General features: G+C 61.7%; 23 protein-coding genes. 6 read left to right on the plus strand and 17 right to left on the minus strand.

The annotated features are described in order from the left end of the window. Nucleotides 1-153: 153 nt before the first annotated feature. A complete protein-coding gene (gene rne, locus V8J63_RS09935; RefSeq protein WP_336463955.1) occupies nt 154-3,426 on the plus strand; it encodes a ribonuclease E in 3,273 nt (1,090 codons plus the stop codon). A 190-nt stretch (nt 3,427-3,616) separates the two neighbouring features. Here the strand turns inward: rne and V8J63_RS09940 are convergent, their stop codons facing one another. The 12 genes from V8J63_RS09940 to V8J63_RS09995 form a co-directional block, all read right to left on the minus strand. Then, on the minus strand, nt 3,617-4,213 hold the full coding sequence (locus tag V8J63_RS09940) for a nucleotidyltransferase family protein (RefSeq protein WP_130888448.1): 597 nt from the start codon (nt 4,211-4,213) through the stop codon (nt 3,617-3,619). Then, complete coding sequence (locus V8J63_RS09945; RefSeq protein ID WP_122611447.1) at nt 4,210-5,190, minus strand: XdhC family protein; 981 nt, start codon at nt 5,188-5,190, stop codon at nt 4,210-4,212. Before V8J63_RS09945 ends, V8J63_RS09940 begins: the two co-directional genes overlap by 4 nt. Then, nucleotides 5,190-7,511, minus strand: coding sequence for a xanthine dehydrogenase family protein molybdopterin-binding subunit (locus tag V8J63_RS09950; protein ID WP_336463956.1), 2,322 nt, complete (start codon nt 7,509-7,511; stop codon nt 5,190-5,192). Before V8J63_RS09950 ends, V8J63_RS09945 begins: the two co-directional genes overlap by 1 nt. Then, nucleotides 7,508-7,978 (minus strand): (2Fe-2S)-binding protein, encoded by a 471-nt coding sequence (locus tag V8J63_RS09955; RefSeq protein WP_041479453.1) that lies wholly within the window; start codon nt 7,976-7,978, stop codon nt 7,508-7,510. Before V8J63_RS09955 ends, V8J63_RS09950 begins: the two co-directional genes overlap by 4 nt. Nucleotides 7,979-8,228: 250 nt before the next feature. Further along, entirely contained in the window at nt 8,229-9,248 is a 1,020-nt protein-coding gene (gene murB / locus V8J63_RS09960; protein ID WP_130888445.1) for a UDP-N-acetylmuramate dehydrogenase, read from the minus strand. Further along, entirely contained in the window at nt 9,245-9,709 is a 465-nt protein-coding gene (locus V8J63_RS09965) for a low molecular weight protein-tyrosine-phosphatase (protein ID WP_130888444.1), read from the minus strand. The genes murB and V8J63_RS09965 overlap by 4 nt, the downstream gene beginning before the upstream one ends. Next, the gene (kdsB, locus tag V8J63_RS09970; protein ID WP_024013932.1) at nt 9,709-10,473 is read right to left on the minus strand and encodes a 3-deoxy-manno-octulosonate cytidylyltransferase; all 765 of its coding nucleotides are present in this window, start codon (nt 10,471-10,473) and stop codon (nt 9,709-9,711) included. Before kdsB ends, V8J63_RS09965 begins: the two co-directional genes overlap by 1 nt. Continuing rightward, the gene (locus tag V8J63_RS09975; RefSeq protein WP_003179363.1) at nt 10,470-10,655 is read right to left on the minus strand and encodes a Trm112 family protein; all 186 of its coding nucleotides are present in this window, start codon (nt 10,653-10,655) and stop codon (nt 10,470-10,472) included. The genes kdsB and V8J63_RS09975 overlap by 4 nt, the downstream gene beginning before the upstream one ends. Nucleotides 10,656-10,678: 23 nt before the next feature. Beyond that, the gene (gene lpxK / locus V8J63_RS09980; RefSeq protein ID WP_130888443.1) at nt 10,679-11,689 is read right to left on the minus strand and encodes a tetraacyldisaccharide 4'-kinase; all 1,011 of its coding nucleotides are present in this window, start codon (nt 11,687-11,689) and stop codon (nt 10,679-10,681) included. Next, nucleotides 11,689-12,117, minus strand: a complete 429-nt coding sequence (locus V8J63_RS09985; RefSeq protein WP_016771006.1) for an ExbD/TolR family protein — start codon at nt 12,115-12,117, stop codon at nt 11,689-11,691. The genes lpxK and V8J63_RS09985 overlap by 1 nt, the downstream gene beginning before the upstream one ends. Next, entirely contained in the window at nt 12,114-12,749 is a 636-nt protein-coding gene (locus tag V8J63_RS09990) for a MotA/TolQ/ExbB proton channel family protein (RefSeq protein WP_016771007.1), read from the minus strand. The genes V8J63_RS09985 and V8J63_RS09990 overlap by 4 nt, the downstream gene beginning before the upstream one ends. A 101-nt stretch (nt 12,750-12,850) precedes the next feature. Continuing rightward, nucleotides 12,851-15,085 carry a DNA internalization-related competence protein ComEC/Rec2 gene (locus V8J63_RS09995; RefSeq protein ID WP_336463957.1) on the minus strand — a complete coding sequence of 745 codons (2,235 nt, stop codon included), beginning with the start codon at nt 15,083-15,085 and terminating at the stop codon, nt 12,851-12,853. 136 nt (nt 15,086-15,221) lie between these two features. Here V8J63_RS09995 and V8J63_RS10000 point away from each other — a divergent pair, with 136 nt between their 5' ends. Next, entirely contained in the window at nt 15,222-15,740 is a 519-nt protein-coding gene (locus V8J63_RS10000; RefSeq protein WP_016770668.1) for a DUF2062 domain-containing protein, read from the plus strand. 139 nt (nt 15,741-15,879) lie between these two features. On the opposite strand, the gene V8J63_RS10005 is transcribed toward V8J63_RS10000, so the two are convergent. The 4 genes from V8J63_RS10005 to V8J63_RS10020 form a co-directional block, all read right to left on the minus strand. Beyond that, nucleotides 15,880-16,659 carry an ABC transporter permease gene (locus V8J63_RS10005; RefSeq protein WP_039760202.1) on the minus strand — a complete coding sequence of 260 codons (780 nt, stop codon included), beginning with the start codon at nt 16,657-16,659 and terminating at the stop codon, nt 15,880-15,882. Next, a complete protein-coding gene (locus tag V8J63_RS10010; RefSeq protein WP_073472242.1) occupies nt 16,656-17,588 on the minus strand; it encodes an ABC transporter ATP-binding protein in 933 nt (310 codons plus the stop codon). The genes V8J63_RS10005 and V8J63_RS10010 overlap by 4 nt, the downstream gene beginning before the upstream one ends. Nucleotides 17,589-17,721: 133 nt before the next feature. Beyond that, on the minus strand, nt 17,722-18,345 hold the full coding sequence (locus V8J63_RS10015; protein ID WP_016771011.1) for a glutathione S-transferase family protein: 624 nt from the start codon (nt 18,343-18,345) through the stop codon (nt 17,722-17,724). Nucleotides 18,346-18,388: 43 nt separating this feature from the next. Beyond that, on the minus strand, nt 18,389-19,048 hold the full coding sequence (locus V8J63_RS10020; protein WP_071173232.1) for a transglutaminase-like domain-containing protein: 660 nt from the start codon (nt 19,046-19,048) through the stop codon (nt 18,389-18,391). Between the two features lie 247 nt (nt 19,049-19,295). Here V8J63_RS10020 and V8J63_RS10025 point away from each other — a divergent pair, with 247 nt between their 5' ends. Beyond that, complete coding sequence (locus tag V8J63_RS10025; protein WP_130887875.1) at nt 19,296-21,743, plus strand: acyl-CoA dehydrogenase; 2,448 nt, start codon at nt 19,296-19,298, stop codon at nt 21,741-21,743. A 73-nt stretch (nt 21,744-21,816) separates the two neighbouring features. Next, nucleotides 21,817-22,224, plus strand: a complete 408-nt coding sequence (locus V8J63_RS10030; RefSeq protein WP_016771014.1) for a PA2817 family protein — start codon at nt 21,817-21,819, stop codon at nt 22,222-22,224. A 633-nt stretch (nt 22,225-22,857) separates the two neighbouring features. On the opposite strand, the gene V8J63_RS10035 is transcribed toward V8J63_RS10030, so the two are convergent. Beyond that, the gene (locus V8J63_RS10035; protein WP_016773670.1) at nt 22,858-23,856 is read right to left on the minus strand and encodes a LysR family transcriptional regulator; all 999 of its coding nucleotides are present in this window, start codon (nt 23,854-23,856) and stop codon (nt 22,858-22,860) included. Between the two features lie 89 nt (nt 23,857-23,945). Between V8J63_RS10035 and V8J63_RS10040 the strand changes: the two genes are divergently transcribed. Further along, entirely contained in the window at nt 23,946-24,572 is a 627-nt protein-coding gene (locus V8J63_RS10040; protein WP_130887874.1) for an alanyl-tRNA editing protein, read from the plus strand. A 90-nt stretch (nt 24,573-24,662) separates the two neighbouring features. Beyond that, on the plus strand, nt 24,663-25,433 hold the full coding sequence (locus V8J63_RS10045) for a 2OG-Fe(II) oxygenase (RefSeq protein ID WP_122700212.1): 771 nt from the start codon (nt 24,663-24,665) through the stop codon (nt 25,431-25,433).

Below are 25,433 nucleotides of genomic sequence, written 5' to 3' on the forward strand. Positions count from 1 at the left end.
CAAGCAGGACGCGTACGTCGCGGTATCGGCCCAATTGGCCGCACATCGCTGGACACGGGAATGGCCAACCACTCCCGACGCACCTGACACCGACCGTGAGAAGTCGTGTGTGCCGAACGCCGTTTCCGGCAGCCCGGAAACCGACGGTACTACATGAAAAGAATGCTGATTAACGCAACTCAACCCGAAGAGTTGCGTGTTGCACTGGTAGATGGCCAGCGCCTCTACGACCTGGACATCGAATCCGGTGCACGCGAGCAGAAGAAGGCCAACATCTATAAAGGCCGTATCACTCGCATCGAACCAAGCCTTGAGGCTGCCTTTGTCGATTTCGGCTCCGAGCGCCACGGCTTCCTGCCCCTCAAAGAAATCTCCCGCGAATACTTCAAGAAAGCCCCAGAAGGCCGCGTCAACATCAAGGACGTCCTGAGCGAAGGCCAGGAAGTCATCGTTCAGGTCGAGAAAGAAGAACGTGGCAACAAGGGCGCCGCCCTGACCACCTTCATCAGCCTGGCCGGTCGTTACCTCGTACTGATGCCGAACAACCCGCGTGCCGGCGGCATCTCCCGTCGCATCGAAGGTGAAGAGCGCAACGAACTGCGTGAAGCGCTGAACGGCCTGGTTGCTCCGGCCGACATGGGTCTGATCGTGCGCACTGCCGGCCTGGGCCGCAGCAGCGAAGAAATGCAGTGGGACCTCGATTACCTGCTGCAACTGTGGACCGCCATCAAAGAAGCCTCGCTGGATCGCTCCGCGCCATTCCTGATCTACCAGGAAAGCAACGTGATCATCCGCGCCATCCGCGATTACCTGCGCCAGGACATCGGCGAAGTGCTGATCGACAGCGTTGAAGCCCAGGACGAAGCCCTGACCTTCATCCGCCAGGTGATGCCGCAGTACGCCAGCAAGATCAAGCTGTACGAAGACAGCGTGCCGCTGTTCAACCGTTTCCAGATCGAAAGCCAGATCGAGACCGCATTCCAGCGCGTCGTCGAACTGCCTTCCGGCGGCTCCATCGTCATCGATCCGACCGAAGCCCTGGTGTCCATCGACATCAACTCGGCGCGCGCCACCAAAGGCAGCGACATCGAAGAAACCGCCCTGCAGACCAACCTTGAAGCCGCCGAAGAAATCGCCCGTCAGTTGCGCCTGCGCGACATCGGCGGCCTGATCGTCATCGACTTCATCGACATGACCCCGGCCAAGAACCAGCGCGCCGTGGAAGAGAAAGTCCGCGAATGCCTGGAAGCTGACCGCGCCCGTGTGCAGATCGGTCGCATCTCGCGTTTCGGCCTGCTGGAAATGTCCCGTCAGCGCCTGCGTCCATCGCTGGGCGAAAGCAGCGGCATCGTCTGCCCGCGTTGCAACGGCACCGGCATCATCCGTGACGTTGAATCGCTGTCGCTGGCCATTCTGCGCCTGATCGAAGAAGAAGCCCTGAAAGACCGCACCGCCGAAGTTCGCGCGCAAGTGCCGATCCCGGTCGCTGCGTTCCTGCTCAACGAAAAACGCAACTCGATCACCAAGATCGAACTGCGCACCCGTGCCCGTATCGTCATTCTGCCGAACGATCACCTCGAGACGCCGCACTTTGAAGTTCAGCGTCTGCGTGACGACAGCCCGGAAGCCGCGACCAACCAGTCCAGCTACGAAATCGCTGCCGCCGCTGCCGAAGTCGAAGAAGTCCAGCCAGCCGCTGCGACTCGCACTCTGGTTCGCCAGGAAGCTGCAGTGAAAACCGCGCCGGCCCGTGCCAATGCACCGGTGCCGACTGAAGTTGCCCCTGCCGCACCTGCTCCTGCACCGGTTGCCGCACCTGAGCCTAGCCTGTTCAAGGGCCTGGTGAAGTCGCTGGTCAGCCTGTTCGCCACCAAGGAAGAGCCAGCCGCACCGGTCGCGGTTGCGAAACCGGCTGCCACCGAGCGTCCTGCCCGCAACGAAGAGCGCCGCAACGGTCGTCAGCAGAGCCGCAACCGTAACGGTCGCCGCGATGAAGAACGCAAGCCGCGCGAAGAACGTGCTCCACGTGAAGAGCGCGCACCACGCGAGCCGCGCGAAGAGCGCCAGCCACGTGAAGCCCGCGAGCCGCGTGAAACCCGCAGCGAAGCGCCGGTAGCCCGCGAAGAGCGCGCACCACGTGCCCCGCGTGAAGAACGTGCACCGCGTGCCCCACGTGAAGATCGCAAGCCGCGTGGCGAGCGTGAAGAACGCGTGCGTGAACTGCGCGAGCCGCTGGACGCCGCGCCAGCCGCAGCCGCAGCCGTTGCTGCCGTGACCGCTGAAGAGCGTCCGGCCCGTCAGCCACGCGAAGAACGCGCTCCGCGTCCACCGCGTGAAGAGCGTCAACCGCGTGCCGAGCAGGCCGCTGCTGCCGTCGCTGAAGAAGAAGTGAACAGCAACAACGAAGAGCAACTGCCGGAAGACGGTCAGGACAACGCCGAAGGCGATCGTCCACGTCGTCGCTCCCGTGGCCAGCGTCGTCGCAGCAACCGTCGCGAGCGTCAACGTGATGCCAACGGCAACGTGATCGAAGGTTCGGAAGAATCCGAGTCCGCTGAAAACGCTGGCGAGCCAAGCACTGCCGATCTGGCCGCTGGCCTGGCCGTCACCGCCGCCGTTGCCAGCAGCACCATCAGCGCTCCGGCAGAAGCCCAAGCCCACGAGCAGGCTGAACGCGCCACCGCCGCCACACTGGAAACTGCTCCAGTCGAAACGCCGGCTGTCGAAGCCACCACACCAGTGGAAGTGACTGCTGCACCGGAAATCGAAGTCGCTCCGGTCCGCGAAGCTCAACCTCAGGCTGAAGCAACTGCCGAACCGGAAGCTGTCGTCGAAGCACCAGCGGCCGTCACTGAGCCAGCGGTAGAAACCGTCAGCGAAAACGTGACCAAAACCGTGCGTGAAGTTCGCGAAGAGCAGACTGCGTTCAACTGGGTTGCCGAGCCAGCCGTCACCGAAGCCCCAGTGCCAGTCGCTGAAGCCGAAGTGCCGCAAGCCATGGTTTCCGAGCCAGTAGTTGCAGCAGCAGAGCCGGCGCCGACACCAGTAGTTGAAGCTCCGGTTGCCGAAGCTCAGGTTGAAGAAGCACCAGCCGCAGTCGAAGCGCCAGCGCCAGTGGTTGAAGCGCCGGCTCCGGTCAGCGCCCTGACGCCGAACGGCCGCGCGCCAAACGACCCGCGTGAAGTGCGTCGTCGCAAGCGTGAAGCCGAGCGTCTGCAGAAGGAAGCCGAACTGGCTGCCGCTGCGGCCCCTGTGGCTGCCGAACCGGCCCCTGCAGCTGAAGTGACCGAGGCAGCTCCTGCCCCGGTCGCGGAAGAAGCAACGGTAGAATCGGTGATCGCTGAAGCACCACGCTCCGTTCAGGACGCGGTTGAACAGCGCGAAGAAGCTCAGGAAAAAGAGCACGAGCCTAAACCACTCGTGTAATTCCTGAAGCCATTAAAAAGCCCCGCCTGGTGAAAGCCTGGCGGGGCTTTTTATTGCCTGAAATACCGGCATCATCCACAACCTTTGTGGGAGCGAGCCTGCTCGCGAAGGCGGTGGGTCAGACAATATTCATGTAACTGAACCAGCGCATTCGCGAGCAGGCTCGCTCCCACAAGGGATACAACACGGCTCAGGGCCGAGGAAATACCAGAGATTCAGGCACATCGATATCCCACAACACCCCCGGATCATCCACCGCCACTTCCACCACCCTGCCCTGCGCAAACAACGGCCTTGCGCCACGATCGCCGGTCAGCGCCTGCAACTGCGCGCCAAACGAACGACCAAACCCCACCGGATGGCCAAACTCGCCACTCACCACCGGCACGCTCACCGCGTCATCAGCCATCGCCGCGAGCACTCGCTCGATACTCGAAGATAGGATAAACGGCATATCGCCGAGCACAATCAACCAGCCATCAGCGCCCGGGCAAGCGGCAACACCTGCGGCAATGCTGTCGCCCATGCCGGTCGATTCGATCGACACCACGTCGCAGCCATAAGCCTGGGCCATGCGCATCGCCTGCGGTCGCGCTTCGGTGGTGACCAGTACACGCTTGTCGAGACTGGCTGGCAGATTCATCAGCACCTGCTCGATGACCGAGCGCACCGCGCCGTCACGCCCGGTGCAGTCAGCGAGCAATTTGTCTTTGTCGGGGCCGGCGATCTGGCGAAAGCGTTTGCCCTCGCCCGCCGCCAGCACAATCACTGCGATGGATTGGCTCATGCACCCTCCAGCGGTTTTTTCTGTTTCAGCTCCACACCGTTCTTGATCGCGACAATTTCCGCCAGCAACGACAAGGCGATCTCTGCCGGCGAATGACTGCCGATGTGCAGGCCGATCGGCCCGTGCAAGCGATCAATCGATGCTTGCGACAAGCCTAGCTGAGCCAGATTTTCCCGGCGCTTCTGGCTGTTGACCCGCGAACCGAGCGCGCCGACGTAGAACGCCGGCGAGTCGAGCGCGGTGAGCAAAGCCATATCGTCCAGGCGTGGATCGTGAGTCAAGGCGACAATCGCCGTGCGCTCGTCGGTCTGGATGTTCAGCACAGCCTCATCCGGCATGCCGGCGACGAAACGGCCATGCTGCTCTTCCCAGCCGTAAACGAACTCGCTGCGCGGATCGCAGATCAGCACTTCGAAATCCAGCAGCCGCGCCATGTCGGCGACGTAGCGCGACAACTGCCCGGCACCGATCAGCAACAAGCGCCAGCGCGGGCCGTAAATCGCCCGCAGAATCTTGCCGTCGAACACCAGCGAATCGGACTTGCTCGCCGGAACCAGCAGCACCTCGCCGGTTTCGATGTTCAGTTCCCGAGCAACGATTTCGTGGTTTTCGCACCGCTGCAGCAGCTCGGCCACCCACGCGGGGTCACCGACGCGCTCTTCGGTCAGGCGCAGGGTGCCACCGCAAGGCAGACCGAAACGCGCGGCCTCCTCGCGGGTCACGCCATAAGTGATCATCTGCACCGGCGGGCCGTCGGTGGCGATGCGGCCGTCGTGCAGCCGCGCGATCAAGTCATCCTCGACACAGCCGCCCGACACCGAGCCGATCACCACGCCGTCCTCGCGCAAGGCGAGCATGGCACCGGGCGAGCGCGGCGCGGTGCCCCACGTCTGCACCACGCTGAACAGCACCACCCGCTGTCCGGCGCGGCGCCACTCGAGGACGCTGCGCAGGACGTTGAGATCGACGCTGTCCATTACGCTTGCGCCTTCTGCCAGCCCTGCAACTGATACCGCACCGGCAGATTGCGGATGCGCTTGCCGGTGGCGGCGAAGATCGCATTGCACAGCGCCGGGGCAATCGGCGGCACACCCGGCTCACCAACGCCACCCAACGGCACGTCACCCGGCGGCGTCACCAGATGCACCGCGACTTCCTTGGGCGCCAGCGACATGCGCGCGACCTCGTACATATGGAAGTTGTCCTGCTGGACCTTACCGTCCTTGAAGCTGATCTCACCGAGCACGGCGTTGCCCAGGCCCATGACGCACGCACCTTCGAACTGCGAACGGATGCGCTCAGGGTTGATCTGCGGCCCGCAGTCCACGGCGATGTCGGCCTTGTGCACGATCAGCGAACCATCGTCCTTGACCTCGACTTCGATCACCGCCGCGACATAGGTGACGAAGCTGTAATGCACTGCCAGACCGAGGCCACGGCCCTTGGGCAGTTTGCGTCCCCATCCGGCTGCCTTGGCGGCGGTTTCCAGCACGGTGCGCATGCGCCCGGTGTCGATCGGATAACGCTCGGGCGATTCGCCGTAGTTCCACTCTTCGCTCAAGGTGCGAGGATCAATCTGCCGGTCCGGGCCGAGCAATTTGATCTGGTACTTGAGCGGATCTTCCCCGGCCTTGTGCGCCAGTTCGTCGACGAAACTCTGAATCGCGAAGCCGTGGGGAATGTTCGACACCGAGCGGTACCAGCCGACGCGGGTGTGTACCTTGGCTTCGGGGTTTTCCAGGCGGACGTTGGGAATCGCATAGGCCATGTTGGTAAAGCCCATGCCCAGCTCGAACGCCGCTTCGTGGTTCATGTCCGGCGCAAACAAGGCGGTGATGCTCGGCGCTACGGTGCGATGCAGCCACCCGGACGGCATGCCGTTCTTGTCGATGCCGGCCTTGAGATATTCCGCCGACACGGTGTGGAAATACGAATTGTGGATGTCGTCTTCGCGGGTCCACTGCACCCGTACAGCCTTGCCCGGAAACTCCTTGGCGAGGATCGCGGCTTCAACGACGAAGTCCGGTTTCGACTTGCGCCCGAAACCACCGCCCAGCAATGTCACATTGAAGGTGACCTTTTCGAACGGCACGCCCAGGCGTTCGGCGATGCGCTCACGGGTGACCTGCGGTGCCTGACTCGGCGCCCAGGCTTCGCAGACGCCGTCCTTGTAACGGGCGATGGCAACCATCGGTTCCATCGGTGCCTGCGCCAGATGCGGCAGGTAATACGACGCTTCGAGAGTGCTGGCAGCGCCGCTCAAGGCCTTGTCGATATCACCGGTATTGCGCACCACTTTGCCGGCCTTCAGCGACGCGGCTTCGAGTTCCTTGCGATAGGCAATCGAGTCATAACTGGCATTCGGGCCGTCGTCCCACTCGATCTTCAGCGCCTCGCGACCCTTGATCGCCGCCCAGGTGTTGCTGGCCACAACCGCGACGCCGCCCAGTGGCTGGAACTCTGACGGCAACGGCCGGCCTTCGATCTGCATGACTTTTAGCACGCCGGGGACTTTCAGCGCGGCGCTGTCATCGAGGCTTTTGACCTTGCCGCCGTACACTGCCGGGCGAGCGATAGTGGCGTAGAGCATGCCGTCGAAATGCACGTCGGCGCCGTACACTGCGCGGCCATTGACGATGTCGGCACCGTCGATGGCCTTGGTGCCTTCCTTGCCGATGTAGCGAAATTCCGACGGCTGCTTGAGTCGCAGGCTGTCACGCGCCGGCACTGCCAGCGCACTGGCGGCAGCGGCGAGTTCGCCGTAACCCAATTCACGGCCGGACGGTTTGTGAATGACCTTGTGCAGTTGCGCATGGCATTCGCCAACCGGCACTTTCCACCGCGCAGCGGCGGCCTGTTCGAGCATGGTCCGCGCGGCGGCGCCGCAACGCCGCATCGGCTCGTACCAGTGACGCATGCTGCGCGAACCATCGGTGTCCTGGTTGCCGAAGCGCACTTCGTCACCCGGCGCCTGCTGCACTTTGACCTGCGCCCAATCGGCCTCGAGTTCATCGGCAACCACCATGCTCAGGCTGGTGCGCACGCCCTGGCCCATTTCCGAACGGTTGCACACCACGGTGACGCTGCCATCGGCAGCAATGCTCACGTAAACCTTGGGGTCGTCGATCCAGCCATTGGGCATGCCGTCGGCACCGAACTTCTTCGGCGCGTCATCGGCCAGCGCATCCTGCCAGCCCCAGCTCGCGGCGAGGACCAGCGCACCAGTGGCGCCGACGCCTTTGAGAAAACCACGGCGGCTGAGGTTGCTCAGGGCGAAATCATTCGGGACGCGGCTCATGCCTTCACCTCCTTCAGTTGGGTGGAGGCCTGGCGGATCGCGGTTTTGATCCGGTTGTAAGTACCGCAGCGGCAGATATTGCCGACCATGGCTTCTTCGATCTGCTCGTCGCTCGGGTTGGGGTTGGTTTTCAGCAGAGCGGTGGCCGACATGATCTGCCCGCCCTGGCAATAACCGCATTGAGCCACGGCGCTGTCGAGCCAGGCTTGCTGCACGACCTTGCCTACCGGGTCGGCGTGGAGATTATCGATGGTGGTGACGTTCTGGCCGATTACCGAGCCGATCGGCGTGATGCAACTGCGTGCCGGCAAGCCGTCGATATGGATGGTGCAGGCGCCGCACAGGCCCATGCCGCAACCGAATTTGGTGCCGTTGTATCCGGCGACGTCACGAATCGCCCACAACAGCGGCATGTCTTCGGTGACATCGAGGGAGTGGTCTTGACCGTTGAGTTTCAGGGTAATCATGGGCACGCCCGCATATTTTTTAGTGGTTATGGGGTCGAGCAATCTGCCGCCGGAAAATCAGCGGTGGGTTCGCGCAGATCGACTCAGGCTAATCAGGCTCTCTCGCGCCGACGGGAACGTCTGCACCGGGCCTTTGGGTGGAGCAAATGGTAGGTATCGTTAGGTCGCTAAGTTAACCCAGCATTAACAAAAAAGCCCTGCACTTTTTTCATCAGTGCAGGGCTTTGGATGGCGTCAGGCAAGCGTAGCCTCAATACCGGTTGGGCTCCATTTCCAGTTCGACATGAAACCGTTCGGCGATGTCTTTCTGGATACGTTGCGCCAGGTCGAGCAGTTGCAGGCCGGTGGCCGTGCCGTAGTTGACCAGCACCAGCGCCTGCAACTTGTGCACGCCGGCATCGCCGTCGCGGAAGCCTTTCCAGCCGGCGCGTTCGATCAGCCAGCCAGCGGCCAGTTTCATCTGCCCATCGGCTTGCGGGTAAGCCACCAGATCCGGGTGCTGCGCTTGGATCTGCGTGACCACAGCGGCAGGCACCAGCGGATTCTTGAAAAAGCTGCCGGCATTGCCGAGCACCGCCGGGTCCGGCAGTTTTTCACTGCGGATGCTGCAGATGGCGCGGCTGACATCGCTGGGCGTCGGCTGCTCGATGCCCTGCTCGCTCAGGCGCTGACGGACCGGGCCGTATTCCAGATGCAGGTGCGCGGCGCGATCAAGCTTGAAGCGCACCCGCAGGATCAGCCAACGTCCCGGCTGCTGCTTGAACACACTGTCGCGGTAGCCGAAATTGCACTGCTCCAGGCTGAAATCCCGCAGCTCGCCGCTCTCGCGGTCCAGCGCAGTCAGGCCGGCAAACACGTCCTTGATCTCGACACCATAGGCGCCGATGTTCTGCATCGGCGCGGCGCCGACGGTGCCGGGAATCAGGCTGAGGTTTTCCAGCCCGGTAAAACCCGCGGCCAGCGTGTGCTGCACGAACGGATGCCACGGTTCGCCCGCTTCCGCCTCGACCACCACACGACTGCCATCGTCGCTGAGCACGCGGATGCCGCGCGTAGCCATGCGCAATACCAACGCCGGAATATCCGCCGTCAGCAGCAAGTTGCTGCCGCCGCCGATCACCAGCAACGGCACGTCATGGGACGCGGCATAGGCCAGCGCTTCGCGGACATCGTCATCACTGTGGGCTTCGGCAAACAGCTGCGCGCGCACATCGACGCCAAACGTATTGAAGGCCTGCAAAGATACTTGCGGTTGCACCTGCAAACTCATAAACGGCCCTTCACTTCGATCAGCAACTGGTCGCAGGCCGCTTCGATCAGATCGAGCACCTGCTCGAAACCCTGATCACCGTCGTAATACGGATCCGGCACTTCATCGAGCAGCCCGGCATAACGACGCAAAAACAGATCCAGCTCGGCCCTGCCGGTGGACGGCTGCAAGGCCTTGAGGTTGCGCAGATTGCTGTTGTCCATGGCGAGAATCAGGTCGTAGCTGGCGAAATCGGCCCGGCTGACCTGCTGCGCGCGTTGCGTCGACAGGTCATAACCGCGCACTTTCGCCGCGGCCTGGCTGCGCTTGTCCGGCGGGTTGCCGACGTGCCAGTCACCGGTGCCCGCGGAGGCCACTTCGACCACATCGGCCAGCCCGGCTTCACGCAACTTGTGACGCAACACGCCTTCAGCGGTGGGCGAACGGCAGATGTTGCCCAGGCACACAAACAGAACGCGCATCAGGCCCCCAGCAGGCGACGAACCCGCTCAAGGTCTTCAACGGTGTCGACACCGGTCGGCGGCGCGATCAGCGCGTCGGCAACATGGATACGCACGCCGTGCCACAAGGCACGCAGTTGCTCAAGAGATTCGGTATTTTCCAGCCAGCACGGCCCCCAGCTCACGAAGTCGTGGAGGAACCCGGCGCGATAGGCATAAATACCGATGTGGCGGCGATAGGGCACGCCTTCTGGCAGCTGCTCGCGGCTCTTGGCAAATGCATCGCGTGCCCATGGCAAGGTCGCGCGGCTGAAAGTCAGCGCGAGGCCGTTGATGTCGCTGGCGACCTTGACCACGTTGGGGTTGAACAGGGTCTCCACGTCTTCGATCGGCTCAGCCAGCGTGGCCATGCGCGCTTCGGTGTGGGCAGCAAGGTTGGCGGCGACCTGGTCGATCACGCTTGGCGGAATCAGCGGCTCATCGCCCTGGACGTTGACCACGATCGCATCAGGCGCAAGACCGAGTTTCGCTGCGACCTCGGCCAGACGATCGGTGCCGGAGTTGTGATCTTCACGGGTCAGCACCACTTCGGCGCCAAAGCTTTTGCATGCCTCGACGATGCGTGCATCGTCAGTTGCAACAACGACGCGGGTCGCGCTGCTTTTGCTCGCCTGTTCCCAGACATGCTGGATCATCGGTTTGCCGGCAATATCCAGCAACGGCTTGCCCGGCAGACGGGTCGAGGCGAACCGCGACGGGATGACAACGGTGAAGGCTGTGGTCATTTATCCAGACGCTCGTCGGTGGTCAGGGTGCGCGCTTCGCTTTCCAGCATCACCGGGATGCCGTCGCGGATCGGATAGGCCAGGCCGGCGCCCTTGCTGATCAGTTCGGTCTTGTCGGCGCTGAGCTTGAGCGGGCCTTTGCACACGGGGCAAGCGAGGATGTCGAGCAGTTTGGTGTCCATGAACATTCCCAGAAATAAAAGAGTTAAGGCAGCAGACGATCCGGCAACAGGCGCATCAGCTGAGTGTCGAACCAGGCCACGAAGGCTGGCGACGGCACGGCATCGACCGCCAGATACCACCAGTCGGCAGCAGCAAAGGCACGGCACTTCACCGCGTCCTTTTCGGTCATCACCAACGGCAATGACGGGGTGAAATTCAACGCCTGCACGCTGTACTCGGCGTGGTCGGCAAATGCATGGGCGATCGGCCGCCAGTCTAGCGCTTCGAGGGTATTGAAGAAACGTTGCGGATTGCCGATCCCGGCCACCGCATGCAGCGCTTGCCCGGGCGGGAAATGCTCGAGCGACTGACGTTCGCCGCTGCGCAGATTGACCAGCGCGGTGGGTTGCAGGCGGAAGGCGAAACCATCGTCGCGATCATCAAGGGCACCGTTGAACAGCACGCCATCGACACTTTGCAGGCGCTCGACCGGCTCACGCAACGGCCCGGCCGGCAGACAGCGCTGATTGCCCAGGCCCCGTGCGGCATCGATCAGCACCAGTTCCAGATCCCGCGCCAGACGATAATGCTGCATGCCGTCGTCAGACAGAATCAGGTCCAGTGGCTCACTGGCAATCAAGACTTTGACGGCGGCGCTGCGATCGGGATCGATCATCAGCGGCACGCCGGTGCGCTGGACGATCAGCAACGGCTCGTCACCGGCAATCTCGGCGCTGTGCTCGGCCTCAACCCGCCACGGCAGTTGCGGCGGTTTGGCGCCGTAACCGCGACTGACCACGCCGACGCGCAGTCCACGGCGTCGGCAATGTTCGATCAGCCAGAGAATCATCGGCGTCTTGCCGGTGCCACCAACGGTGATATTGCCGACCACGATCAACGGAACCGGCGATTGGTAGATTTCACCTTCGCCGTCGAGAAAGCGCTGACGTTTGTTGATCACCACGCGGCGATACAGCATTTCCAGTGGCCGCAGCAGCGTCAGGGCCGGATGCCCCTGATACCACGCGGCGAGCAGGCGATCGGACAGGCTCATCAGGATTTCGGCGCCGCCTCGACCGTGGTCATGCGCAGATGGCTGAAACCGAGCTTGCCGGCCGCGTCCATGGCGGTGATCACCGATTGATGCTGGGCCTTGCCATCGGCACTGATCGACAGCGGCATGTTGGTGTCGCCGTTGGATTCTTTCTGCATGGCTTCCATCAGCGTCGCCAGATCATTCTTCGGCAGAATCTTGTTGTTCACCGAGAACACGCCTTCGGCACTGATCGCGACGTCCAGCTGTTTGACCTGCTGATCTTCGGCAGGCGAACCGCTGACCGCTTCCGGCAGATCCACGCGCAACTGGGTTTCCCGAGTGAAAGTGGTAGTGACCACGAAAAACAGCAGCAGAATGAACACCACGTCGATCAGCGACGCGAGGTTGATGTCTACGGTTTCCCGGGGCTTGCGACGGAATTTCACGCTTTGCCCTCGGCCAGATCGACATCACGGTCGCCCTGCACTACTTCCACCAGTTTGATCGCTTCCTGCTCCATACCGACCACCAGCTCGTCGATGCGGCGCTGCAAAAACCGGTGGAAGAACACCGCTGGAATCCCGACCATCAGGCCCGCTGCGGTCGTGATCAGCGCTTTGGAAATACCGCCGGCCAGTACCGAAGCATTGGTGGTCATGCCGGAGCCGGTGAAGGCACTGAAAATGTCGATCATGCCCAGCACGGTGCCGAGCAGGCCGAGCAGCGGCGCCATGGCGGCTATGGTGCCGAGTGCGTTGATGTAGCGTTCGAGTTCATGAATGACCCGCGCGGCGGCCTCTTCGATGCACTCTTTCATGATCTCGCGACCATGCTTGGAATTGGCCAGGCCTGCGGCGAGGATTTCCCCCAGCGGCGAGTTGGCGCGCAATTCCTTGAGTTTTTCCTTGTTGAGCTGCTTGTCCTTGATCCAGACCCAGACCTGACCCAGCAGATGCTCGGGGGTGACGCGACTGGCGCGCAGTGTCCACAGGCGCTCGGCGACGATCGCCATGGCCGCGATGGAACTCAGAATGATCGGCAACATCATCCAGCCGCCGGATTTGACCAATTCCCACACAGTGACAGTCCCCTCGAAAAAGTGCGCCACTTTACCATACCGATCCGCGATTAAGAGTCGCCGCCCCGACGACCGTGAGGTGGCACTCATGCTGGCACCGATCAACGGCCAGCCACCGGTGGATCGCGCCAGAAACGCCGCTGTTGACGCATCGTCCACGGCGGTTTGAAGCTGCCCAGTTGCAGATGAATGGCACCGTGCTCGGCGCTGTCGTAGATGCGCAGACCTTGCTTGCGGTATCGCTCCAGCACGGTTGGATGCGGATGACCGAAGGAGTTGCCGTGGCCACGGGAGATCAGCACCGCTTCGGGCTGCAAGGCTTTGAGCAGGGCCATCGATGATGAACTGCGGCTGCCGTGATGGGGCGATTGCAGCCACTGCGTCGGCACGGCCAGCGGGCTGTCGAGCAGAACGCGCTCGGCGCGAATGTCGATATCGCCGGTGAGCAGCAGGCGTTCACCGTTGGCCACGATCTGCAATACACAGGAGCGCTGGTTGCTGTCATCGGCCGCCGACCATTGCCAGAGCTGGAACTGCACGCCGTCCCACTGCCACCGTTCGCCACTTGCGCAGACTTCGGCGTTCAGCTCCGGCGGTAGGTTTGGCGCATCGCCGCTGACCACGCGGTGCACCTTCAATCCCTGCATTACCGCCCGGGCGCCGCCAGCGTGATCGGCGTCAGCGTGGCTGAGCAGCATCAAGTCGAGCGCTTGGACATTAAGTTTACGTAACGCTGGCAGTACCACTCGCTCGCCGAGATCGAACTCGCCGAAACGCGGGCCGGCGTCATAGAGAAGCGCGTGATGGCGGGTGCGGATGAGGATGGCCAGGCCTTGGCCGACGTCGAGTTGCCAGACATCGGCCCGCCCTTCTTCTATTCGCTCTTGAGGCGGCAATGCCAGGAGCAACATTAGCGGCCAGCCCAACGGTCGCATTGGCACGCCTCGGGGCAACAGCAATAAAATCGCGCCAAGGCTGCCCAGGATCAACGCCCAGAGTGGAATGGCGGCAGGTATCCACGCCGGCCAGTGCCAGGCAATCAGCGCCAGCCCGATAAACAGCCAGTCGATCAAACCACCGGCCAGCCACAACAGCCCTTCGCCAACATAAGGCACGGGCAGCAATAGCGTGCCGAGCAATGCCGGCGGCAGCACCACGAGGCTGACCCACGGAACGGCCAGCAGATTGGCTACCGGCCCGCTGACGCTGATCGGCAAGCTCAGCGCCAGCAACACCGGACACAAGCCGATTGCGATCAGCCACTGCGCGCGGGTCCAGGTCTGCCACCAGCGCCAGGCCCCCAGCCGCCCGCCGAAAGTGAAGATCAACACTGCCACCGCCGCGAAGGACAGCCAGAAACCTGGACGCAAACTGGCCAGCGGATCGAACAACAGCACGCCATTGAACGCCAGCAATAACGGCCACCACGCACCAAGATGGCGAAAACGCAGGCGCCACAGCAGCACCAGCGCCACCATCACGCAGGCGCGCTGCACTGGCACATCGAAACCGGCGAGCAGGCCGTAACCCAGCGCCGCCGTGAAGGCCAGGCCGCACGCCCACGGCAGCCATGGCCAGCGCAACGGCCAGATTCCGAAACGCGCCAGCCCGGCGACCAGCAGATACATCACTGCGGCGAGCAAGCCGATGTGCTGGCCGGAGATCACCAGCAAATGCACGGTGCCGGTGTCTTGCAGCACCTGCCAATCCTCGCGACTGAGGCCTGAACCGTCACCAAGCACCAGCGCCGCCAGCGCGCCCTCTCGTCCTTGCGCATCGGCCGCCAGCAGGCGCTGGCGAACGCCGTCGCGCCATGCATACCGGGCCTCAGCCAGGCGCTGGCCATCCTTGATCGTGCCGGTCGCCCCGATCCGTTGCGCCAGCAGCCAGGCCTCGTAATCGAAAGCGTCCGGGTTGAGCAAGCCACTCGGGCGCTTCAACTTCACCGCCAGTCGCCAGCGTTCGCCGCTGTTGACCGGCGGCCCGGCGTACCAGGCCAGGCGCAGCAGCGACGGCAGCTTTTCGTGGCGTGAACGCGCATCAGCCAGCTCGAAACGCACCACGCCATCGTTGTGTTGCGGCAAGCCGACCACTCGCCCTTCAAGCCAACGGGTCTCGCCGTCCAGGCCCGGTGGCAAGCGGTCAGTCAGCGCCCACTGCGCACTGAAACAAGCCCACGTGAAACCAAACAGCAAAAAAGCCAATGGATAGCTGCGAAACGGCAGCAGCATCAGCGCCACCACTGGCAGCACTACCAGCAAGCCGACCGGCGGCAAGGCCGGCAATAAAACCGGGGCCAGCAGACCGACTGCCAGCGCCATCATCCCTGTGCGCATATGCCCGTCCTTGAGAGTTCCCTCCTTAGGCATAGCGGGCCTGCGGCACCACCGTCGTCAACAATTGTCACAAAGTCTGAATGGGCGGTTCGTAGAATCCAGACATACTTGCCGCCTTAACCGACCGAGAAGCCTTATGCCCCGGCGCTTATTCAAACGTTACATGCCCGACCCGACGAGCATCAGGGAACACAAATCCTTACGCTTTCTCGGCACGTTGCTGCATGACCCGAACCTCTGGCATCTCAACCGCCACTCGGTCGCCCGGGCGATGGCGGTCGGCCTGTTTGCGGCATTCCTGCCGATCCCGGCACAGATGCTGGTGGCGGCGGCATTGGCGGTGATGGTGCGCGGCAATATGCCGATCGCGGTGAGTCTGGTCTGGCTGACCAATCCGATCACCATGCCGGCGGTGTTTTTCTGCACCTACCAGGCCGGGGCGTTCCTGATGGATGTGCCGGCGCGGCATCTGCCGGACGAGCTGACCTGGGAATGGATCAGCGGTGAGCTGTCGACATTGTGGCAGCCGTTTTTATTGGGCTCGGTGGTCGTCGGTCTGGTGCTGGGCGTCCTCGCCTACTTTCTGGTGATGCTGTACTGGCGCTGGTGGGTAGCGCGGCAATGGCGGCGGCGCAAGAAAAGTCGGCAGAAGTGAATGCAAAACGGCCTCCGCTATGGGAGGCCGTTTTTTGTTGTGTCTGTGCTGGCCCCTTCGCGAGCAGGCTCGCTCCCACAGAGAACATCATTCCAATGCGGGAGCGAGCCTGCTCGCGATGGAAGCGCTGCGGTCGGGATCAGGTACGCATCCCGCGCCCGCTCACCAGCAACCGCGCACAGCCGAGATACAGCACCACGGTCGCCACCAGCATGAAGGTGATGGCGATGCCGATACGGATATCCGAGACACCAAGGATGCCGTAGCGGAAGGCGTTGACCATGTGCAGCACCGGGTTGGCCAGCGACACGGTCTGCCAGAACGGTGGCAGCAAAGTGATCGAGTAGAACACGCCGCCCAGGTAAGTCAGCGGGGTCAGCACAAAGGTCGGAATGATCGATATATCATCGAAGTTGCGCGCAAACACCGCGTTGATGAAGCCCAGCAGCGAGAAGATTGTCGCGGTCAGCACTACCACCAGAATGGTCACGCCGAGGTGATGCACCTGCAAATCTGTGAAGAACAGCGACAGAATCGTCACGATCAGACCCACTGCCAGACCGCGCAATACGCCGCCAATGGTGAAGCCGATCAGGATGGTGTGCGGTGACACCGGCGAAACCATCAGCTCTTCGATCGAGCGCTGGAACTTGCTGCCGAAAAAGCTCGAGACCACGTTGCCATAGGAGTTGGTGATCACTGACATCATGATCAGACCCGGCACGATGTACTCCATGTAGGTGAAGCCACCCATGTCGCCGATCTGCCGGCCGATCAGGTTGCCGAAAATCACGAAGTACAGAACCATGGTGATCGCCGGCGGCAGCAACGTCTGCGGCCAGATCCGCATGAAGCGTTTGACCTCGCGGTAGACGATGGTTTGCAGGGCGACGAGGTTGGGACCGAACTCGGAACTCATACCGCCACCTTCGACAGATTTTTCTCCACCAGGGACACGAACAACTCCTCGAGGCGATTGGTTTTGTTACGCAGGCTCAGCACTTCGATGTTCTGCTGCGCCAGTTGGGTGAACAGCGCCGTGATGCCCATGGATTTATCGACCTGGACTTCGAGGGTATGGCCGTCGAGCAACCGGGCGGGGTAGCCGAGCAACTGCGGCGCGGCGTGCAAATCGTTCTTCAGGTCGAGCAAGAAGGTTTCCACGTGCAACTGGCCCAGCAACTGTTTCATGCTGGTGTTTTCGACGATAGTGCCGTGGTCGATGATGCCGATGTTGCGGCACAGCTGCTCGGCCTCTTCCAGGTAATGCGTGGTCAGGATGATGGTGATGCCTTTCTGGTTCAGCTCGGTGAGGAAGGTCCACATCGAACGGCGCAGTTCGATATCGACGCCCGCAGTCGGCTCATCGAGGATCAGCAGGCGCGGTTCGTGCACCAGCGCACGGGCGATCATCAAACGCCGTTTCATGCCGCCGGACAGCGAACGCGACGGCACATCGCGCTTGTCCCACAGGCCGAGCTGGGTCAGGTACTGCTCGGCGCGTTCCTTGGCGACTTTCGCCGGAATGCCGTAGTAACCGGCCTGGGTCACGACGATGTCGAAGGTCTTTTCGAACTGGTTGAAGTTGAATTCCTGCGGCACCACGCCGATCGAGCGCTTGAGCGCCGCCGGGTTCTTGTCCAGGTCATGGCCGAAAATATTCACGGTGCCGCTGGTCTTGTTGACCAGGGTCGAGAGGATGCCGATGGTGGTGGATTTGCCGGCGCCGTTGGGGCCGAGCAAGGCGAAAAAGTCACCTTCGGCGACGTCCAGATCGATACCACTCAAGGCCTGGAACCCGTTGCCGTAGGTTTTGGTTAGCTGCCGGATGGACAGAGCGGAACTCATATCGGATTTACGCACCAAGAAGGAAGGAAAGAAGTAAATAAGGGCGGGCGGCGAGGGAAACAACCGCGGCGCAAGTTCGCAATGGTGCTTGCCGCCGCCGCACAAGTACAGTCAAGTGTGTCGATAGTAATTATCAAGTCAACGCGGTCATGACCGCCTTCTGATAGGCCGCACGCTGCTTCAAACGTTCATACCAGGCTTGCAGATGCGGTTGCGGAGCGCGCTCGATGGGCATTTCGAACCAGGCGTAAATGAAGCTGCCCAGCGGAATGTCGCCCATGCCGATGTCATTGCCGGAGAGATAAGGCTGGCTGATCAAGGCGTGGTCGGCCATGTTCAGCAGTTCATCGCATTCCTTGATCGCGGCGTTGATCGCCTTCCAGTCCTGCTTCTCCGCAGGCGTACGCAGCACACCCCAGAACACCGTGCGGAACGGCCCGGCGAAACTGGAAGTGGTCCAGTCCATCCACTTGTCCGCCGTGGCGCGGGCTTGCGCATCCGCCGGATACCAGGCGCTGTCCGGGGCGTGTTTAGCCAGCAGATAGCGCACGATGGCGTTGGATTCCCACAGCACGAAACCGTCATCCTCGATCACCGGCACCCGGCCATTCGGGTTCATCGCGCGGTACTCGGGCGTGTCGACCACACCGAACGCGCCGCCGGCATCAATGGCCTCGTACGCCAGGCCCAGCTCTTCGGCAGCCCACAAGGGCTTTCTGACGTTCGATGAATTTTTCCGTCCCCAGATCTTCAGCATGACCGCCTCTTTGCAAGTGAGTGGACGGCCAGCATACGCCGGATCAGGTGCGACTCAAATCGGCCTGCATATCGCCCAGCAGCACCGGCAGTTGCTCACTGAACAGATGCGGATAGCACTTTTGCAGGTGCTCGAAGAAGAAGGTTTCCGGCACGTCGGTGAACTGGCCGTGATCGAGCAGATACTCCATCAACTGCGCGCCGTCACGGTTGAACGGATGGAAAACGCTGTCATTGATGCCATCGAACTCCAGCGCTGCGACGTTGAACAACTCGCACAGTTGCTGGTTGAACGCTGGCGTCGCCTTGACCCAGCGGCCGTCGAGAAACAGCTCGGTGTAGCCATGCATGGCGAACACATCGCTTTTCAGCAACTCGAGCAGACGTGGCGTCGACAGATGATTGCGCACATCGGCCAGACCGATGCGCGCCGGGATCCCGCAATGCCGCGCACAACCGGCGAGCAGCGTGGCTTTCGGCACGCAGTAACTCTCCCCTGCTGCGAGTGCGTAACTGCCGCGCAGGGTTTGCGGATCACGGCTGAAAGTGTAAGGGTTGTAGCGCACCGCCTCGCGCACGGCGTAATACAGACTGATCGCCTGCTCACGCGGATCATTACTGGCACCGCGGTGCTGCTCGGCGAACTCCACCACCGCCGGGTGGTCACTATCGATGAAGCGGCCGGGGCTCAGATATTCGTGCATGGCGGCAATCTCCTGGATGAGTCACGAGTCTAGCGACAGCTTGAGCACAGAGATAACGACGTTTCGGCCAAACCTGAAAGCAAAGCTGCGCAGCAACGAACGATTTCCCACACGTGTTGCCCACCGAACCTACGAAAACCATCCGGGGTTTCCCACGATTTCAATCACCATGCTCTGACCACCCTTATTTGCAGATGCCGTCTAAGCTCTGGAGGGTCGATTTGCCTTGGTTCACGGAGGACTGAATATGCTGTTGTTGTGGATACTGGTTTTGATCGTCGGCGTGGCGTATCTCGCCCATCGACGCATCGCCCCGCTGCCCGCGTTGGGCATCGTTGCGGCCTATCTGGTCGCCATGGGGATTTTCAGTCACGCGCCGGGCTGGCTGCTGTTTGTCTTCTGGGTCCTGTTGGCGGTAGTGGCCGCGCCATTGTTGCTGCCTGACCTGCGTCGCAAACACTTCACCGCGCCGCTGTTCAACTGGTTCCAGAAAACCCTGCCACCGATGTCGCAGACCGAACGCGACGCGATCGATGCCGGCACCGTATGGTGGGACGGCGAGCTGTTCAGCGGCCGTCCGGACTGGGACAAACTGCTGTCCTATCCCAAGGTGCAACTGACTGAAGAAGAACAGGCGTTCATCGATGGCCCGACCGAAGAACTCTGCGCGATGGTCAGCGACTGGCAGATCGGCCAGTCCATGGACCTGCCGCCCGAGGCCTGGACGCACATCAAGGAACATGGCTTTTTCGCCCTGATCATTCCCAAGGAATACGGCGGCAAAGGCTTCTCGGCCTACGCTCACTCACAAGTGGCAATGAAACTGGCGACGCGCAGCGGTGACCTCGCCTCTACCGTGATGGTCCCGAACTCCCTCGGCCCGGCCGAATTGCTGCTGCATTACGGCACCGATGAACAACGTAATCACTACCTGCCGCGCCTGGCGCGTGGCGACGATATCCCGTGCTTCGCCCTCACCGGCCCGCTGGCCGGTTCCGACGCCGGCGCGATGCCCGACACCGGGATCATCTGCAAAGGCCAGTGGGAAGGTGAAGAAGTCATCGGCCTGCGCCTGAACTGGGAAAAGCGCTACATCACCCTCGGCCCGGTCGCTACCCTGCTTGGCCTGGCATTCAAGGCTTATGACCCGGATCACCTGCTCGGTGAGGAAGAGGACCTCGGCATCAGTCTGGCGCTGATCCCGACCGATACCGCAGGAGTGGAAATCGGTCGTCGACACCTGCCGCTGGGCGCCGCGTTCATGAACGGCCCGAACTCCGGCAAGGACGTGTTCATTCCGCTTGACTACCTCATCGGTGGTCAGGAAATGCTCGGCAAGGGCTGGATGATGCTGATGAACTGCCTGTCAGTCGGGCGTTCGATCTCGCTGCCAGCCGTCGGTACCGGTGCGGCCAAGTTCACCAGTCTGGTCACCGGCCAGTACGCGCAGATTCGCGAGCAATTCAATGTACCGCTGTCCGCGTTCGAAGGCATTCAGGAAGCCATGGCGCGCATCGGCGGCAACGCGTGGATGATGGACGCCGCCCGCATGCTCACCGCCAACGCGGTGGACCTGGGTGAAAAACCATCGGTGCTGTCGGCGATCCTCAAATATCACCTCACCGAACGCGGCCGCGAATGCATCAGCCACGCCATGGATGTGCATGGTGGTAAAGCGATCATCATGGGGCCGAACAATTACTTGGGCCGCAGCTGGAACGGCGCGCCGATCTTCATCACCGTCGAAGGCGCGAACATCCTGTCGCGCAACCTGATGATCTTCGGTCAGGGCGCGATCCGCTGCCATCCATTTGTGCTCAAGGAAATGGCCCTGGCCGGTCGCGAGGACAAGGATCAGGCACTCAAGGAATTCGACGGCCTGTTGCTCAAGCACATCGGTTTTGCCGTCAGCAATGCCGCCAGCACACTGGTGCTGAACCTCGGGCTCGGTCATTTCGAACATGCGCCGGGCGACAGGATCAGTCAGGGCTACTTCCGCGCGCTGAACCGTCAGGCCGCCGCATTTGCCATGCTCGCCGACTTCAGCATGATGCTCCTGGGCGGCGAACTGAAACGCCGCGAACGTCTGTCGGCACGCCTCGGCGATGTATTGAGCAACCTGTATCTGGCCTCCGCCGCGCTCAAGCGCTATCACGACCTGGATTCGCCGGCGTACATGGAGCCGCTGTTCCGCTGGGCCATGGAAGAAAGCCTCGGCCAGTCGGAGCGTGCGCTGGATGAACTGCTGAGCAACTTCCCGAACAAAGTCTTCGGCTGCCTGCTGCGGGTCATCGTCTTCCCGTTTGGTCGCCGTCACAAAGGCCCATCGGACAAACTCGGCGCCGAAGTCGCTGCAGTCATCGGTCGCGCCAAAGGCGATCCGGCGCTGGAAGAACTGCTCGCCGGCTGCTACCGCCCGCAATCGGCGGACGATGCCGTGGGCGCACTGCAACACGCCAGCGACCTGCTTAACGCCGCGCAACCGCTGCACAAGAAACTGCACACCGCACTGAAGAGCGGCCAGGTCAAACCGGCAGCCGGCGAACACGCCATCGATGCCGCACTGGAAGCCGGCGTACTGCAAGCCGTCGAAGCGCAAAGCCTGCGCGACGCCGAAGCGGCCCGCCGCAAGGTGATCGACGTCGATGATTTCGCCAAAGAAGAACTGACCCAGGCAGAGGGCAAAGTCCGCTGATCCCGGTTTATGTGAAAAAACGGCGCGAGGGCTTTATACTCCCGCGCCCGTTTTGCTCTTGAGGACTTATCTCGTGTCCAACGTCGTTGCCGATCATCTCGTGTTGCTCGACCACCTGCGCATTATCCTGGTCGCCGTAGGTGAGGCCGAACAAGTGCCCGAAGAAAGCCATGCCCTGTTCCTCGAGCGCTTCGACGAACTGCTGGCCTCCCTGCCGATCGACCCTATCGAAAGCCAATACCTGGGCCAGGACATCCTCACCCAAGTCATCAGCCGCTACCCGCAAATCGCCCACTTGATCCCCCGCGACCTGCTGTGGTTCTTCGCCGGCGACTGCCTGCACTACCTCTCCGACGAAGAAATCGACCTCTACCAGGCCCTCGAAGAACGCCGCTACGAAGCCGAACAGAACGACGAACCGTTCGACTGGAACCAGGAAAAACAACTGCTGGCCATGTCTGCGCAGGACAGCAAGCACTGATATCGACAGGTAATCGAAAGGCCCGCACTGGTGATTCCATGCGGGCCTTTTTTTCTAGATCAAAAACACCCTCACCCTAGCCCTCTCCCGGAGGGAGAGGGGACTGACCGAGGTGTTTGGGCGAGTTACGTCGATGTGAAAGTCCGAGTTGAACTCGGGATTTGAAAAGCACACAAATCAGCTACCTCTCCTCGGGGAGAGGGCTGGGGTGAGAGGCGAATCCAACAAAGATCCAAAGCAGACCACACGCTTTTCACCACTCAAAACAATGAGCGCAAGCTCGAGTACCGCTCTTGATCTTGATCCATAAACGACGTCGGAAGGCTGAGCGTAGGGATTGATCCGGGCGTGGGAGCGCAGCGACCGTACGACGCAGTCGTACACAGCGGAAGGAGGTGCAGCGAAGCAAACCGGAGCCGCTGCGCCCGGATCAGTCCCGGAGCGAAGGTACCCCGAGCCCCAGCGAGCGGGCCGAACGCAGGAGCTAGCGTTTTGGTTACTTTTTGGCGTCTGAAAAAGTGACTCGCCGTAAGGGCGAAACCGCCAGCCGCAGCACCCGCAGAAACGGATATTTACCCAAAACCCCAAGAACCTGGTCGGCCCAAAGGCCGCCAAGCCCCCCACAAAAAAACCTCAAAGCAACCCCTCACTCTCCGGCAGCTCATACGCCACAGCCGCATTGCTCCCACCGGCAGATTTTCCGGGTCTACCCAACGTCGGCTCCTTCTGCAAACACTCCACCAGATAATCAATAAACACCCGCAACTTCGGCGGCAGATAACGCGTCGGTGAATGCAGCAACCACAACCCGCCATGGTAAGAGGCAAGAAACGTCCAGTCCGGCAACACCTGCACAATCAACTTCTGCTCCAATGCGTAACGCGCCGTGAAATACGGCAGACTGCCAATGCCGATGTGCTGCAACACCGCCCCCAAGCGCACGCCCGTGTGATTGGCGGCATAGCGTCCGCGCACACCGACCGTCACCGCCTTGCTGCCCTTCTTGAACTTCCAGCGCGCATCGCTCGGCGTTTCGCCCAGATAAATACAACTGTGGTTGAGCAAATCGTGCGGATGCGTCGGCGTGCCGTGTTCGGCCAGGTATTGCGGCGTGGCGCAAAGCAAATGATCGATGGTCAGCAACTGCCGCCCGACCAGACCGGCCGGTGGACGATCAGTGATGCGAATCGCCAGATCGACATGATCATCGATCAGATCGACCTGACGATCTTCCAGCAACAACTCGACGTCGACCTTGGGATAGCGGCGCAGAAACTCCGGCATGTGCGGATGAATCACAAAGCGCCCCACCGCTTTCGGCACGCTGACCCGCACCAGACCTTCGGCTTCGTGGGTGAACTGGCCGCTGACTTCCATCACCGACCTGGCCGCGCTGACCATTTCCTGGCAACGCTTGAACACCTCCTCACCGCCATCGCTCAAGCGCAGTTTGCGCGTGGTGCGTTGCAGCAGGCGCGTGGCCAACGCCTTTTCCAATCGGGAAATACTGCGACTGACCGCCGAGGGCGAGGAACCCATCTGCCGCGCCGCTTCAGAGAAGCTGCCGGTCTCGACAACCTTGACGAAAATCGCCATTTCACCCAACAGCGGCAGCGGAAGATTGATGCTCACGACGCACAAGTCCTTTGATGTTCGAACGGATTATCACGTTATTGCACGATTCATATAATAAAAACAGAACTTCGATCAGGGCATGGAATATGACGCTTCGCCTGTTTTTTCACAGTGACGACCTCAAGGCGAATGTCGAAGTCCTCGACTGCACACCCCACGAGAACGAATTCGCCGTAGTGCTGCGCGCTACCCTGTTTCACCCCCAGGGCGGCGGTCAGCCTTGCGACACCGGCTGGATCGGTGAAAGCCGGGTGTCGCGCGTGGTGCAGGAAGCGGAGCGCATTGTGCATTTCGTCGACCGCCCGCTGCCGCTGGGCATGACCGTCATCCGCATCGACAAAGAACGCCGCCGCTTCAACACGCGCATGCATTCGGCCGGGCACCTGGTCGGTCATTTCATTCAGGCCATGGGCTGGATGCCGATCAAAGCGCACCACTGGCCGGACGAAGGCCGGGTGCAATTCAAACCGGGCGATGGCGCGGAAGAAGTCGATGCGCCAACCGTGCAAACCGGTATCGAGCAGTGGATCGAACACGATCTGCCGCGTCTGACTTCACTGCGCGAGGGCGCGCGGGAAATCAGTTTCGGTGAGCTGCCAGCCTATGGCTGCGGTGGCACCCACGTACGCAGCCTGAAGGATCTGGGCACAGTCACGATCGCGTCGCTTTCGCAGAAGAAAGGCACGCTGTCCGTCCACTACAGCGTGGATTGAGCATTTCGGACGTTGCCGTCGCGCAACGTCCGACGCCGGGGAACCGCACTCGCCGGTTCCGTTGACTATCGATAGATGGACCTAAAACAAATGATGCTAGACGTCGAGCGTCTCGATGAGACGTGCATAAAAAAACTGGCCAACGAAGAAGTCCTCGCCATCCGCGTCAAACGCTTTCTGCCCGAGCCGCTGGCGATTGAGATCGGTGACAAGATCCTCGCCCCAGGCTTTGAAGGCTACATCAACGCGCCGAGTATCGGCCGCATCGGCATGGCCTTTTACGAGGCGGAAAACCAGCCGCTGCTGATCGAGGATTACTTCGAACGCGCCACCCGCAACATCGACGAACTGCGCCAGCGCTGCGCGCCCTACTCCTCGCCGATCGACACGTTGCGCTGCATGCTCGACGAATCCTGGCCCGCTGGCGCGCATCTGGAAAATCTCTACGGGCGCAAGATGTATGTCGGCTTGTCGCGCGTGGTCAAACCCGGCGTGTGCTTTCTTGCTCATCACGACATCTTCGCCAAGGACGCCCCGGACAGTTTTCAGGCGCGCAGCCTCGAGGCGCAATTCGCCTGCAACGTCTACCTGAACATGCCCACCGAGGGTGGCGCCTTGCAGATGTGGAATGACCACATCACCCCGGATCAATTCGACGAAATGCGCGGCGACAGTTATGGCATCGAGCCGTCGCTGCTGGGGCCGCCCGCCCTCGAAGTACGACCGCAGCCCGGCGATTTCATCATGTTCAATTCGCGGCGCATGCACTCGGTGACTCCGGGCGTGGCCGATCCGCGTTTGAGCCTGTCGTTCTTTGTCGGCTATCGCGGCAATGCCTCCCCTCTGACTTTCTGGAGCTGA

Origin of the sequence: Pseudomonas sp. CCNWLW23, from assembly GCF_037095675.1 — a bacterium.
GTDB classification, from domain to species: Bacteria; Pseudomonadota; Gammaproteobacteria; order Pseudomonadales; family Pseudomonadaceae; genus Aquipseudomonas; species Aquipseudomonas atacamensis.

What these genes read in the sequence shown, in the direction of transcription:
- murB (WP_130888445.1), bottom strand. Translation starts at nt 9,248, where the DNA reads ATGAGTTTGCAGGTGCAACCGCAAGTATCTTTGCAGGCCTTCAATACG.
- V8J63_RS09945 (WP_122611447.1), bottom strand. Translation starts at nt 5,190, where the DNA reads ATGGACAGCGTCGATCTCAACGTCCTGCGCAGCGTCCTCGAGTGGCGC.
- V8J63_RS10040 (WP_130887874.1), top strand. Translation starts at nt 23,946, where the DNA reads ATGACGCTTCGCCTGTTTTTTCACAGTGACGACCTCAAGGCGAATGTC.
- V8J63_RS10025 (WP_130887875.1), top strand. Translation starts at nt 19,296, where the DNA reads ATGCTGTTGTTGTGGATACTGGTTTTGATCGTCGGCGTGGCGTATCTC.
- lpxK (WP_130888443.1), bottom strand. Translation starts at nt 11,689, where the DNA reads ATGAGCCTGTCCGATCGCCTGCTCGCCGCGTGGTATCAGGGGCATCCG.
- V8J63_RS10005 (WP_039760202.1), bottom strand. Translation starts at nt 16,659, where the DNA reads ATGAGTTCCGAGTTCGGTCCCAACCTCGTCGCCCTGCAAACCATCGTC.
- V8J63_RS09965 (WP_130888444.1), bottom strand. Translation starts at nt 9,709, where the DNA reads ATGCGCGTTCTGTTTGTGTGCCTGGGCAACATCTGCCGTTCGCCCACC.
- V8J63_RS10010 (WP_073472242.1), bottom strand. Translation starts at nt 17,588, where the DNA reads ATGAGTTCCGCTCTGTCCATCCGGCAGCTAACCAAAACCTACGGCAAC.
- kdsB (WP_024013932.1), bottom strand. Translation starts at nt 10,473, where the DNA reads ATGACCACAGCCTTCACCGTTGTCATCCCGTCGCGGTTCGCCTCGACC.
- V8J63_RS09975 (WP_003179363.1), bottom strand. Translation starts at nt 10,655, where the DNA reads ATGGACACCAAACTGCTCGACATCCTCGCTTGCCCCGTGTGCAAAGGC.
- V8J63_RS10000 (WP_016770668.1), top strand. Translation starts at nt 15,222, where the DNA reads ATGCCCCGGCGCTTATTCAAACGTTACATGCCCGACCCGACGAGCATC.
- V8J63_RS09995 (WP_336463957.1), bottom strand. Translation starts at nt 15,085, where the DNA reads ATGCGCACAGGGATGATGGCGCTGGCAGTCGGTCTGCTGGCCCCGGTT.
- V8J63_RS10045 (WP_122700212.1), top strand. Translation starts at nt 24,663, where the DNA reads ATGATGCTAGACGTCGAGCGTCTCGATGAGACGTGCATAAAAAAACTG.
- V8J63_RS10020 (WP_071173232.1), bottom strand. Translation starts at nt 19,048, where the DNA reads ATGCACGAATATCTGAGCCCCGGCCGCTTCATCGATAGTGACCACCCG.
- V8J63_RS09950 (WP_336463956.1), bottom strand. Translation starts at nt 7,511, where the DNA reads ATGAGCCGCGTCCCGAATGATTTCGCCCTGAGCAACCTCAGCCGCCGT.
- V8J63_RS09940 (WP_130888448.1), bottom strand. Translation starts at nt 4,213, where the DNA reads ATGAGCCAATCCATCGCAGTGATTGTGCTGGCGGCGGGCGAGGGCAAA.
- V8J63_RS09955 (WP_041479453.1), bottom strand. Translation starts at nt 7,978, where the DNA reads ATGATTACCCTGAAACTCAACGGTCAAGACCACTCCCTCGATGTCACC.
- V8J63_RS10015 (WP_016771011.1), bottom strand. Translation starts at nt 18,345, where the DNA reads ATGCTGAAGATCTGGGGACGGAAAAATTCATCGAACGTCAGAAAGCCC.
- rne (WP_336463955.1), top strand. Translation starts at nt 154, where the DNA reads ATGAAAAGAATGCTGATTAACGCAACTCAACCCGAAGAGTTGCGTGTT.